Consider the following 12,407-nt stretch of genomic DNA (forward strand, 5'->3'; position numbering starts at 1 on the left):
TCCGTTGGTTAGATGCGCTGCGATACTTTGGCACTGCAGCGGGACCCCTGTTGATGGGAATGGATCATCGAACGCCCTCATTGATCGTCTCCGACCCGCGTGGCTTGGCTGTCCGCTCGGTTGGCTATTGTCGCAGCCGCGTGGACGGCCCTGCTTACCCGCGTATCAACCGCAGCCTTTTTGACTTGAGTGGTCGCGCGGCGAAACATTGGGATCCGCGCTTGTGGCCCTTGCGGAAAAGTGACGACTCGACGCCTGCCAATCTCTCTCAGATTTATTCGCTGTCCGGCGCGGTGCTGCATACGGTCAGTGTCGATGCGGGTACGCAGACCGATCTGCCGGGCCTCGCCGAGGAAGGTCTGCTGGGCTGGGACAGCCGAGGAACTCAGCGCGACATTTTCTATGACGACTCGCTGCGCCCGGTGGCGGTATTCGAGCAAGGCGACGGACAGCTGCGACGGTGTACCGAACGCATGACATACGGCTGTCCGGGCCAGGGCGATCAATACCACAACCAGTACGGGCAATTGATCCGCCAGGACGACACGGCGGGTACGTTGTTGCTGGCGTCGTTTGCCTTGGCCGGACAAAACCTCTCGCAAGATCGCCGTTTCATTCGCGATGCGGCGTTGCCCGATTGGCCGGAGCCAGAGGCCGATCGCGAGCTCTTGCTTGAGCCCGGCGATGGCGCCGTTTCGACGTGGCGCGTTGGGCCGCTGGGTGATGTGCTGGAACGAGTCGACGCCAGGGAAAATCGACAACGGGTGAGCCTGACGGTGGATGGGCGGCTATCTGGCAGCCAACTGCAGTTGAAGGGGCAGGTCGATTGGCAGGCGTTGGCAAGCGGCGTTCGCTACGACGCCCAAGGGCAAATCGAGCAGGAAACAGCCGGCAACGGCGTGCAGACCTCACTCACTTATGACCCGCAAGATGGACGTTTGTCGGAGCGCCAAGCCATGGGCGCCGGCCGGGTGCTTCAACACTTGCGTTATGCCTATGACCCGATGGGGAATGTGTTGGGCATCGAAGACCAGGCCCAACCGATCCGTTATTTCGCCAACCAGCGCATCGATCCGATCAGTCGCTTTGTCTACGACAGTCTTTACCAACTGATCGAAGCCACGGGGTGGGAGGCGGGCGCCGCCAACCAGGGGCCGGACTCGGTGGGGCGCAACGATCCGGCGGCGGTGAGCAATTATCGGCAAACCTACCGCTATGACGAGGGCGGCAATCTGCTGGCGTTGACTCACTTCGGTGCGCAAAGTCATGGTCGGGAGATCAAAGTGGCGCGCTACAGCAATCGCTGCCTACCGTACCGCAACGGTGCGCCACCCACCGAGGAAGAAATCGCCGCCGCGTTCGATGCGCGGGGCAACTGCCTGGAATTGGACACGAGTCGGTTCCTGGCCTGGGACCTGCGCAACCAGTTGGGTTCTGTCACGCCCATCGAACGTGCCTCCGGACTCAACGATAGCGAGGCGTACGTCTATGACGGCGACGGGCAACGCGTGCGCAAGCTTCGCATGCTGTACACCGGCACCCGCACCCTGGCCGCCGAGGTGCGTTATCTGCCGGGGCTGGAACTGCGTGACGACAGCGGAACGGGCGAGGCGCTGCAGGTAATCGTTGCACAGGGCGGGCTTAGCGATGTCCGGGTGTTGCATTGGGAAAGCACGCCGCCAATCGGCGAGAACGACAGTTATCGCTACAGCGTTGCCGATCATCTGGGTTCGGTGAGCCTGGAGCTGGCCGAGGATGGGCGGATCATCAGCCGTGAGCATTTTTATCCCTTTGGTGAAACGGCTTATCTGGCTGGGGATGACGCGATTGAGGTGAGTTACAAGACGGTTCGTTATTCGGGCAAGGAGCGGGATGCGACGGGGCTTTATTACTACGGGCTTCGTTATTACGTCCCGTGGTTGCAGCGCTGGGTGAATCCGGATCCGGCGGGGCAGGTGGATGGGTTCAATCTTTATCGGATGCTGCGCAATAACCCGATGACTTTTTTTGACGAGTACGGTGCTGACCCAGAATCGAACAGCGCGTTGACCACGGCAACCGGTATTTATCACACATACAAACAACGCTACAGCGACACGCACAGGCAGTTGCCTTTCGAGATGATGGCTGACATCACCGATAACCAACTGAAGTTCAAAACTACGAAGGCCTCGGAGACGACGCTTGCCAAGGTCAAGGACAAACGTTTTACGTTGAGGCATTACACGGTCGGCAGCAACAAAGGTGAAGAACCCTCTTTCAATCAAATCGCTTCCAATTTTTCGTTGGTTCACAAAGGCGTGAAAACCCTGGGTGGCAAAGGTGGCAATACCAACGAAAAGGACTGGACTAAAGCAGGCAATAGCCCTTTTACGTTTTTCCTTCTAGCGATCAACGGCGAAGTGAATGAGCGCAGGTTTCTCCAATCGATGACCCATTTCGCGGAGTACGATCTTGAGGATGAGGCGTTGGAGGCTGCGCTGGGAAAGGGCTTTGAATCGGTAGAATTCTTTGCATCGCCTGATGTGTTGGACCCAAAGCACTCCGCAGACTTGGGTGCCGTTCCGATGGTCAAAGGTCGACTGAAAGACCTTAAGGCGTTGTTAATCGGAAACTCAGGCGTTTCGGCCGTGCAGATAGGTCGGATGCCGGCGCGCGATTTGCTTAACAAGATTGACCTTGCATTCGGCGGCACCTTGGAAATCAAGATTCCGGGCTCGGTAAATGTCCGTGCCTGGCATAAAAAGACGCCCGCCAGGATGGCGGCGTGAACCATGAAAAAAGCCCCCACCCAGCCCACTGCGGATAGGGGACGCAGTGGGCTGGATGAGGGCTTCTTGTTCGACTGATCGTTGCTGCTGATCGTTACTGCGCGATGGTCTTCACCGACACGCCGCGTTCGATCGGGGTGGAGCGACCGTAGATATCCTCGAAGCGCTCGATATCGTCTTCGCCCAGGTAGCTGCCGGACTGCACTTCGATGATTTCCAGCGGGATCTTGCCCGGGTTGCGCAGGCGGTGGACCGACGCGATCGGGATGTAGGTCGACTGGTTTTCGGTGAGCAGGAACACGTTCTCGTCGCAGGTCACCTCGGCGGTGCCGCTGACGACGATCCAGTGTTCGGCGCGGTGGTGGTGCATCTGCAGCGACAGGCACGCGCCCGGCTTGACCGAGATGTGCTTGACCTGGAAACGACCGCCCATGTCCACCGAGTCATAGGAACCCCACGGACGATAGACCTCGCAGTGGTTCTGGGTTTCGGTGCGGCCCTGGGCGTTGAGGGTGTTGACCAGCTGCTTGACGCCTTGGACCTTGTCCTTGTGGGCGATCATCATGGCGTCCTTGGTCTCGACCACGACGATGTTGTCCAGGCCAATCACCGATACCAGCTTGCCGTTGCCGTGGATCATGCAGTTGCGGCTGTCCTGGATCACGACGTCGCCCTTGGTGACGTTGCCGTTGGTGTCCTTGGCATTGACTTCCCACAGCGATGCCCAGCAACCGACGTCGCTCCAGCCAGCCGACAGCGGCACTACGCAGGCGCGCTGGGTTTTTTCCATCACGGCGTAGTCGATGGAGTTGTCCGGGCAGCAGGCGAAAGTGGCTTCGTCGAAGGTGATGGTGTCGTTGGTCTGCTCGCTGCGCTCAAGGGTCAGCAGGCAGGTGTCGTAGATGTCCGGATCGTGCTTTTTCAGCTCTTCGAGGAAGCGGCTGGCGCGGAACAGGAACATGCCGCTGTTCCAGAAGTAACCGCCGGCTTCGACGAACTCGGTGGCGCGCTTGACGTCGGGTTTCTCGACGAAGTGCGACACGCGGCTCACGCCTTCAGGCAGCAGGGCGTCGTTGGTCGACTTGATGTAGCCGTAGCCGGTTTCCGGCTTGGTGGCCGGTACGCCGAACAGCACCATTTCGCCACGCTCGGCGGCCACGGTGGCCAGGGCCAATGCGCGTTGCAGGGCTTTCTGATCTTCGATGACGTGGTCGGCTGGCAGTACCAGCATCAGCTCGTCGCGGCCTTCATTGACCAGCATCATCGCGGTCAGGGCCACGGCCGGCGCAGTGTTGCGACCGAACGGTTCCATCAGGATGCGCTGGGCTTCCAGGTTCTGGGCGGACAGCTGCTCGTTGACGATGAAGCGGTGCTCTTTGTTGCAGACGACGATCGGCGTGTCCATGCCTTCGAACACCAGGCGCTCGAGGGTCTGTTGGAACAGGGTGTGTTCGCCGGTCAGGGCCAGGAACTGTTTAGGGAATTGCTTGCGCGAAAGCGGCCAAAGACGTGAGCCACTACCACCTGACAAGATCACCGGAATCATGTTTGTTACTCCTTTGAAGCGAAATGGTTTTAGAGCTACTGCGTTCTGTCGTTTCACTCTCTTGTTTTTGTTCCGTGCCCGAAGGACGCCTGTGTCCAGTGTGGGAGCGAGCCTGCTCGCGATGACTGAGTGTCAGTCGACATCGATATTGGATGTCAGATCGCATTCGCGAGCAGGCTCGCTCCCACAGGTAAGGCGTCAGTCAGGAAAACTCATCAGCGGGTCGACACAGGGCGCTTGACCCACACTGGCGACAGGCTGCTGCCCGAGCCGGTGACATACAGCACGGCCGCTTCGCCGCGTTCCAGAGCCACGGGCTTGAGGTCGCCGACTTTCTTGTCGCCTTCGAACAGGGCCAGGCTGACTTTCACCGGGTTGATTTCACGCTCGCCACGGCTCTTGGCCGCTACGTTCGGAACCACTTCGGTCTTGCCGTCGGCAGTCTTGAGGGTCAGTGCCTTGTCGCTGAGGTTCTGTACGCGTACCAGGGATTTCTGCTTGTTCTTGAACGGTGGTTCTTCGATCAGTTGTGGCTGGCCGCTGGCGTTGTTGACCAGGGTGTAATAGTGATCGGAAGCCAGTTTAACCGGTACGGTCTGGCTGCCTACCTTGGCGCTGTAGTCGCCGCCAGGCATGAAGCTGAAGTCGCTGCTGGCCAACGGGGCCACGTCGCTGATGTTGGTGCTGCCGACGGTGGCGCTGACTTCCGCGTTGCTGGCGTTGTAGACCCGCACGAAGCTCGAACCTTTTGGCGCGACCGGGCCGTACAGGGCCGAGTCACCGGCGAAGGCGGACAGGGAAAGGGCACTCATGCTGGCGACCAGGGCAACGGCCTTGAAGGAGCGAGCAGCGAGACGGCGAGGAGTAGTGTTGAAAGTCATGGTGGACCTCTCTTTCAGTTTTGCGCCCGGTCGGGCGTCTCGGATTGTGTGTTAGCAGCTACGTTCTGTTGGCGGGCGCCGGCCTGCTTGAGCTCGGCGACCCACTGCGGATCGGCGTCGCCGATCTCGTTGTTCACGGGCAGATAACGTTCAGGGAACTCCCAGATCAGCACCTGTGGCGGGCTGTTCTTGAAGGCGTCGCTCTTGAGGTAGCTGAGCATCGGCAGAATCGGGCCGTGGCCGTCTTCGGCATAGTTGACGACGTCGCTGTGCAGGGCTTGCTTGAGTGCACCGACGAAGTTCCAGTTGGGGTTGGCGCTGTAGCTGGTGCCGATCAGGGCCACGGGCACCTGGGCATCGGCGAACAGCGCGTCGTCGCCAGCCGGCTGGTCATCGGCTTCGCGGGTGTTGCGCTTGACCAATGGCTCCTGGGCCGGCATCAGGTTTTCGAACAGGGGATCGAGCGGCAGGAACTGACGCAGGTCGCCCTTGTGGATGATCTTCTCCGCAGGCTCGGTGACGAAACGCTGTGGTTCGCCGTTCAGTGGTGTGCGTTCGGCAATGGCCTTGGCCAGATGTTCCGCAGCAATTTGTGCGCCTTCAGGTGTCCAGTGGGTGTCGGTACGCAGGAACACTTGCTGGCCGCTCTGCTTGGCCTGTTGCAGCGGGCCGAGCAGGTCAGGGGCGATGATCTTGTCCGTCGCCACGCGGGCATGGAAATCCTGGTACAGGTTGGCGTGGATGCTCGACGGCTTCACTTCACCCAGGTGCTCGGGATACAGGCGCGCCTTGGCCGGCACAATCGCCATGACCAGGGTGATGCCTTGTTCCTTGAGCTTCTGGCGCACGCCTTCGATCAGCGCGTAGTTGCCTTGCAGGTTCTGGTCTTCGTTGACGATCGGGTTGAACTCTTCGTCGCTGTACAGCCACTGGTCGCGGCCAAGGACCACGCCTTTGCGGCCTTCGTTGAACAGCTTGTAGTCCAGCGCCGCCCAGATGTTGGTGCCCAGGCGCTTGATCGGGAACTCGTCGTCGTAGTGCGTTTCCACGGCCTTGGTCCAGCGACCGTTGAGCACGGTCGCATCGGGGTTGGTGCTGAAGCCGAAAAAGCTGCGCATCGACCAAATACCCAGTGCTGTCAAAATCAGCATGAACAGCACGACGTAGAAGATGCGTAATGAGCGGGTCATGTCCGGATCCCTCAGAACTGGAAGTAAAGGAACGGCGAGAAACTCTGCGCCGACAGTTTCAGAATCGAGGCGATGAACAACAGCAATACCAGGGCGCGCATCACGTAGCGCGACCAGTCCACGGTCCAGTAGGTCGGTTGCACCTGGGCCTCGACGCCGACGGTGTAGCCAGGTTCGTGGATGGTCGACGGGTTGTCGCCCGGAACGGCCTTGATCATCCCTGGTTGCGCGGTGGCCGGGCCGTTGGCTTCGGTGTTCACCTCAGGCTTGGTCTTGACTGGCGGACGGTTGGTGTAGAAGTCGCGCAGACCAAAGAAGGCGAGGGTGATGTAGGCCACCACCAGCGTTGCGATCTGCAAGCCGGTGAGGTTGGCGCGGGTCAGTTCCGACAGCGACCAGTCGCCGAAGCTGAACATGGCGCCGTACATGCGAGCGGCCACGTGCAGGTTCTCGGCACGGAAGATCACCCAGCCCATCACCACCAGCAGGAAGGTCAGTGCCCAGCGGATCGGATTGATGCTGCGCGGCGTGGTGTTGATGCCCACCGCTTTTTCGATGGCCAGCCAGATACCGTGCCAGGCACCCCAGATGATGTAGGTGAAGTTCGCGCCGTGCCACAGACCACCGAGCAGCATGGTCAGGAACAGGTTGCGATAGGTCATCAGCGTGCCTTTGCGGTTACCGCCCAGGGTGATGTAGAGGTAGTCGCGCAGCCAGGTCGACAGGCTGATGTGCCAGCGGCGCCAGAACTCGGTGATCGACTGGCTGATGTAGGGCTGCTTGAAGTTTTCCATGAAGCGGAAACCCATCATCAGGCCCAGGCCGATGGCCATGTCGCTGTAGCCGGAGAAGTCGAAGTACAGCTGCGCGGTGTACGCCAGGGCGCCGAGCCAGGCATCGCCGGTGGTCGGGTTCTGCAGGGCGAAGCAATGGTCGGCTACCACCGCCAGGGTGTCGGCGATGAAGACTTTCTTGATGAAGCCCTGCATGAAGCGGGTGCAGCCTTCGGAGAACTTGTCCAGCGTGTGGGTGCGGTTGTTGAACTGGTCGGCCAGGTCACGGAAACGCAGTACGGGACCGGCGATCAGGTGCGGGAAGATCGCCACGAACGCTGCGAAGTCGATCAGGTTGCGGGTGGCCGGGGTATCACCGCGATACACGTCGATGATGTAGCTGATGGACTCGAAGATGTAGAACGAGATACCGATCGGCAATAGCACGTGGGTCAGGATGAACGGCTCGAGACCGAAGCTGGTCATGATCGCGTTGAGGCTGTCCACGCCGAAGTTGGCGTACTTGAAGTAGCCCAGGATGCACAAGTCCACGGCCACGCCGAGCAGCAACCAGCGCTGGGCCGGTTTGGTGCGCACACCGGCGGCACCGACTTTCAGGCCGATCCAGTAGTTCCACAGGGTGACTGCGGCGAAGAGGGCGAGGAAGTCCACCCGCCACCAGGCATAGAACACGTAGCTGGCGATGAGCAGCAGCAGGTTGCGATAGCGTTGCCCGCTCAGGTAGTACAAGCCGAGAAAGATCGGCAAGAACAGGAACAGGAACACATTGGATGAAAATACCATCCCGATCTCTCCTTGTTGAATCAACAGTCAAGGGCCAGAGCCCCCCCAAACCCCCCCATGAAAACCGGGGGGTCATTGCATTTGAAACAGACCACTTTCCCTTGTGGGAGGGAGCTTGCTCGCGATAGCAGTGGATCAGCTTGCATCGCAGTTGCATGTGCCGCCGTCATCGCGAGCAAGCTCGCTCCCACAGGGGTTCCCTGTCAGGCAGGGAGAACGGTGTCAGCTTCCTTTCTCGCCTTTCTCCCGCGAAGGGTCATACACCCGGGTCAAGTCGCCGCCGAGGCGGAAGGTCTTGAACGGCTGCATTTCGTGCTTGCGTTCCAGCACATCCTCGGAGCAGGTGTAGAGGCTGCAGAACGGTTCGAGCCAGGCGAATTTCGAATCGATCTTCAGATCCTTCATGTCCTGTTCTTCGCCGTTCTTCTCTTCGAAGATGTCCGGGTCTTTCACCCCGGCCAGCACTCGGTCACCCAGTCGCTTGAGGGCGCCGTTGTTTTCCTGGCGCAGGTCCACGCCATTGACCTGGGCGAAGCTGGCGATCATCGCCAGCGGCGGCAGGGCGTAGTTGTGGTAGGACAGGGCGCGTTGCTTGCGCTTGAGTTCGTTGGGCAGGTAACCCTCGGAATCGACCTGGTTGACGCCGACCTTGTATTCCTTGACGGCCCAGTCGAACAGATCGCGACGGTTGGTCGCCACGGACGTCGCCATCACCGACCAGGCGGCCCAGTACGAGTGGTTGTTGGTCTTGTCCAGCGGCAGGTTGTCCCAGTCGCTGACCACCTGATCGGCCATCTTGCTGAACCAGGCTTCGATCAATTGGGCCTGGTCTTGATGGTTCGCCAGTGGACGCGACTCGGAGAACTTCAGGCGTACATAGGCCGAAGCCATGCTGCCCAAGGCCCATTTGCGCATGGACTTGCCGGTGTGGTTGAAGTCCTTGGACATCAACGCATCGGCCTTGGCCCAGGCGGTCAGCCAGTTCAGCGTGCATTCCAGTTGCTCGGGACGACCGTCGCGCATGAATTGCATGACTTGCTTGCTGACGCCGCGCTCGATCTTGGTGATGTCGGCGGTGCTATCACGGAAGGCTTTTTCCGATTGCACGTTCAGCGTTGCGCGAGCCTTGTCGGAGCCTTCGTACTTGCTGCGAAACTGCAACGAGCCGGTATACGGCGTCGGCACAGCGTCGCAGCCCTGGCCGCCATTGCCTTCCTTGACCTTTTCGATCGGTGCGAAGTAGCCCTGTGGCGGGCGCAGTGGCGCGGCGGCCTGCGTGGCCCCGGCGAACATCGCCAGGGTCAGCAGTGACGGCGCCAGGAGCGTTTTCAACGTTCGGGTGCGCATGGTTCTGGTCATGAGACGAGACCTCATTGTCCGATTTGAGCCGTTTGTTGCCCGGCTTGCGGAGATGCGTTGCGTTTGCAGACTTTCGCTTCCACTTGCAGCGGTGCGGCCCCGGCTTCAGGCCCCTGTACCTCTAGAGCCAGGAGGTTCTGGTCGGCCCAGTCCTCGTCGGTGCGCAACTGGAAGGCGAAACGCCCGTCGGTTTCGGAGGTGTTCGGTTTTTCGATCTTGATGTCCTCGTGGCGCCCATTCATGTACCAGAGGGTGGCTTGCAAGGTTTTCACCGAGGTATCGGCGAACTGGATGTCGACCTGGTGGCTGCCGTTACGCAGATCCATGTTCTTGCTATTGACCATCAATTCGTTCTTGCCCGGCTTGAGCGCGGTCTTGCTGCTCATGAGGGCCGGCTTGCCTTCGCAACCGTTGTTGTCCAGCAGCGCCATCATCTGGCGGTAGATGGTTTCCTGGTCCAGGCGATACAGCGGCGAGAATTCCCAGATGAGAATCTTCGGTGGATTCTTCTGGAATTCTTCGCTGCCGAGGTACTGGATCATCGCGCCTTCGAAACCGCCGCCCGGGAAGGCCACGTTGAGGATGTCGGCGCCGATGGCTTCTTCCAGGAAACCAGCGAAGTTGTAGTTCTTGCCGCTATGGCTGGTGCCCACGAGCGTGATCTGCGGGTTGCCCGAATCGCCGAACAGGTCGCCGTCGCCTGCCTCGCCCTTGGGCTCGGTGGTGAACTGGTCCATGTACTGGATCGCGTAGCTGGTGCCGCACAGTTGCCCGGCCATGTTGTGCAGGGTGCCGGTCTTGCCCATGCGGCCGGACTTCTTGGTCTCGAACTCACGCTTGGGAATGTCGGCGAAGGCCGGGATCTGCTTGACCTTCTCGGCGACGATCTTCGCCGTGCGCTGGGCACCGTATGGGGTCCAGTGCTGGTCGCCGCGGAAGTAAAAATCGTGGGCGGGCAGGGTCTCAGGCTGATTTTCGTTGGTCAGCGGCGACAGGTCCGGCACGACGTAACCCATCTGCGCGAAACGGCCGAGCATGGACTTGTAGTTGGTCAGGGCTTTTTCGTAGTCGAAGGCAGCCTTTTCTTGGGGGTTGAGCTTGTTGCGGTTCACCAGGCCACGGGTCGGCTGGTAGACGATCACCAGCTCGACGCCTTTTTTCTTGAACGCATCGTGCAGTTGCTGCATGCGCTTGTAGCCGGCCGGCGTGATGTTGAACTCGGTACGCAGGTCTTCCTGGGTACGGAACAGCCAATCGCCCTGGGCTTGCACCAGCGTGGTGAAGTTCTGCTGGTAGCGGGTGGTGTAGTTCTTCGCGTCATGGGCCGCCGGGCACAGGTTGCAGCACGGTTCGGCAGTAAACGTCGGTGCCTTGATTTCATCGGCGCGCGCGCCGCTTGCGGCGGCGAGAATGCCGGCAGTCAGGGCGGACAGGCCCAGAAGTTTGATCATCTGTGGGTTCATAAAGGTCATTCCTCAGTCCCGCATTTCGGTCTGGCGTTCAACGGGGTCGATCAGCACGGCTTTCTGCTGGCGCACCAGCAGGTCGAGAATTTCGTCCTGGCGTTCGCCAAGGATTCCCGTGAAGCTGATGCCGCTGGATTTGCTCGGCGCGAGCATGGACACGCGATACAGCTCGACGCTCAACGGCGAGTCGATGGACAGCGGGCCACTGCCATTGCCGGCCAGTTCGCCACCGACCACGATCAGCGACACTTCGGCGTCGAACGGGTCGAGCTTGATGTCCCGGTCGGTGTCCGACAGGTCCTTGATGTGGCCGTACAGGCCGGTCAGACCGTTGCCCAGGGACAGGTTTTCGTACAGGCGGATGTTTACGCTGTTACGAATCCGGATGCCGTGGCGCTGGTTGCCCATCACTTTGTTGCCCCACAACAGGTTGTCGGCACTCTCGTAGAGCGTGATGCCGTCGGTGTGGTTCTTGTAGATCTCGTTGTAGGCGATCAGGTTGTTCACGCTGTTACGGTCGATCACCACGCCCGAGAGCTTGTTGTCATAGCTGCGGTTGTTGATGATGAAGCTGTCGTTGACCTCACGGGAAACGATGATCCCGTGCTTCTTCTTTGTCCCGTAGACGGTGTTGTCGGCGATGATCAGCCGGTGCGAACGGTCGTGGGGGTCGATGCCATAGACGATGTTGTCTTTGTAGGTGTTGCCCTTGATGACGAAGTCGCGGGTCTCGTAGCAGTAGAAGCCGTACCACATGTCCGAGAACTCGGAACCGATGATCCAGCCGGTCGGTTCCGGGCGCTTGAGGACCTTGGCCATGTTCGGCGTGTACTGGGAAATACTCACGCCGTACGACTTACTGTTCGAGTAGCCGAAGCTGGCCATCTTGGTGTTGACGATGTAGGTCTCGGTGCCGCCCCAGGACAGCAGGAACGGACGGAACTCCTTGGGCGAGCGGAACGTGGCGGGGCCATTGTCCTTTTCGCGCCAGCCGGTGACCTTGGTGTCGCGGATGAACATCTGGCCATCGTTGACCAGGAACGACCCGCCCTCCTGGGACAGGCGCAGTTCCTGGGTCTGTTTGTCGATCTCGAGGATGCCCTTGCGACCGACGACAATCGGGATCTTCGCCAGGTAGACGCCTGGCGAAGTCTCGATGACGTACTTGGGCACTTTCTTGACCAGGTCCTTGAGGTTCATGTAGCCGTCGTCAAGAAAGATGGCCTGTGGGATACCGTGCTGGCGCACCACCCACTCGGCCATCTTGTTGTCGCCGCCGATGAAATCCTTCAAGGCGTCTTCTTGCATCATCCGTCGAACGCTGACCTTGCCTGCCTTGGCCCGTACGATCTTGGCTGCGACCGCTTCGGCGGTGTAGCCCTTGAGGTCGGGCAGGGTAGGCTTGGCCAGCTCCAGCGGCGCGGTCGGCGCGCTGCTGACGGTGTAGGTCTTGGCGCGTTGCAGTTCCTTGACCACGTTGCCCGGCTTGGCCACCGGTTCAACGTTGGCGAACGCCGACGAGCCGGCCAGCAGCATCGCTGCGGCCAACAGGCTGATCGAACCTTTCATCGCCTGGCTGTTCCTGAGGTAGCGGTTCATATCGGGCACTCCCATGGT

Annotated in this window: 8 protein-coding genes; 1 reads left to right on the forward strand and 7 read right to left on the reverse strand. The window is 60.2% G+C overall.

What is annotated here, in order from left to right:
* Positions 1 to 53: 53 nt before the first annotated feature.
* Entirely contained in the window at positions 54 to 2,771 is a 2,718-nt protein-coding gene (locus FHK92_RS01510; RefSeq protein WP_181286494.1) for an RHS repeat domain-containing protein, read from the forward strand.
* Between the two features lie 94 nt (positions 2,772 to 2,865).
* On the opposite strand, the gene FHK92_RS01515 is transcribed toward FHK92_RS01510, so the two are convergent.
* The 7 genes from FHK92_RS01515 to algG all read right to left on the reverse strand — a co-directional run bounded on the left by FHK92_RS01515 (position 2,866) and on the right by algG (position 12,389).
* On the reverse strand, positions 2,866 to 4,317 hold the full coding sequence (locus FHK92_RS01515) for a mannose-1-phosphate guanylyltransferase/mannose-6-phosphate isomerase (RefSeq protein ID WP_181286495.1): 1,452 nt from the start codon (positions 4,315 to 4,317) through the stop codon (positions 2,866 to 2,868).
* A gap of 215 nt (positions 4,318 to 4,532) precedes the next feature.
* Positions 4,533 to 5,198: an alginate O-acetyltransferase AlgF gene (locus tag FHK92_RS01520; RefSeq protein ID WP_181286496.1), complete on the reverse strand. Its 666-nt coding sequence runs from the start codon at positions 5,196 to 5,198 to the stop codon at positions 4,533 to 4,535.
* A 14-nt stretch (positions 5,199 to 5,212) separates the two neighbouring features.
* Positions 5,213 to 6,388 (reverse strand): alginate O-acetyltransferase, encoded by a 1,176-nt coding sequence (locus FHK92_RS01525; RefSeq protein ID WP_181286497.1) that lies wholly within the window; start codon positions 6,386 to 6,388, stop codon positions 5,213 to 5,215.
* A gap of 11 nt (positions 6,389 to 6,399) precedes the next feature.
* Entirely contained in the window at positions 6,400 to 7,965 is a 1,566-nt protein-coding gene (locus FHK92_RS01530) for an MBOAT family O-acyltransferase (protein WP_181286498.1), read from the reverse strand.
* 222 nt (positions 7,966 to 8,187) lie between these two features.
* Complete coding sequence (locus FHK92_RS01535) at positions 8,188 to 9,324, reverse strand: mannuronate-specific alginate lyase (RefSeq protein WP_181286499.1); 1,137 nt, start codon at positions 9,322 to 9,324, stop codon at positions 8,188 to 8,190.
* Positions 9,325 to 9,335: 11 nt separating this feature from the next.
* Positions 9,336 to 10,787 carry an alginate O-acetyltransferase gene (locus FHK92_RS01540; RefSeq protein ID WP_181286500.1) on the reverse strand — a complete coding sequence of 484 codons (1,452 nt, stop codon included), beginning with the start codon at positions 10,785 to 10,787 and terminating at the stop codon, positions 9,336 to 9,338.
* Positions 10,788 to 10,799: 12 nt separating this feature from the next.
* Positions 10,800 to 12,389: a mannuronan 5-epimerase AlgG gene (gene algG / locus FHK92_RS01545; protein WP_181286501.1), complete on the reverse strand. Its 1,590-nt coding sequence runs from the start codon at positions 12,387 to 12,389 to the stop codon at positions 10,800 to 10,802.
* Between the last annotated feature and the right edge of the window lie 18 nt (positions 12,390 to 12,407).

The organism is Pseudomonas brassicacearum subsp. neoaurantiaca (genome assembly GCF_013608025.1).
Lineage (GTDB): Bacteria > Pseudomonadota > Gammaproteobacteria > Pseudomonadales > Pseudomonadaceae > Aquipseudomonas.

Excerpts from the sequence above, each read along its gene's own strand:
- FHK92_RS01510 (WP_181286494.1), top strand. The coding sequence starts at position 54 with ATGGGAATGGATCATCGAACGCCCTCATTGATCGTCTCCGACCCGCGT.
- FHK92_RS01515 (WP_181286495.1), bottom strand. The coding sequence starts at position 4,317 with ATGATTCCGGTGATCTTGTCAGGTGGTAGTGGCTCACGTCTTTGGCCG.
- FHK92_RS01520 (WP_181286496.1), bottom strand. The coding sequence starts at position 5,198 with ATGACTTTCAACACTACTCCTCGCCGTCTCGCTGCTCGCTCCTTCAAG.
- FHK92_RS01525 (WP_181286497.1), bottom strand. The coding sequence starts at position 6,388 with ATGACCCGCTCATTACGCATCTTCTACGTCGTGCTGTTCATGCTGATT.
- FHK92_RS01530 (WP_181286498.1), bottom strand. The coding sequence starts at position 7,965 with ATGGTATTTTCATCCAATGTGTTCCTGTTCCTGTTCTTGCCGATCTTT.
- FHK92_RS01535 (WP_181286499.1), bottom strand. The coding sequence starts at position 9,324 with ATGACCAGAACCATGCGCACCCGAACGTTGAAAACGCTCCTGGCGCCG.
- FHK92_RS01540 (WP_181286500.1), bottom strand. The coding sequence starts at position 10,787 with ATGAACCCACAGATGATCAAACTTCTGGGCCTGTCCGCCCTGACTGCC.
- algG (WP_181286501.1), bottom strand. The coding sequence starts at position 12,389 with ATGAACCGCTACCTCAGGAACAGCCAGGCGATGAAAGGTTCGATCAGC.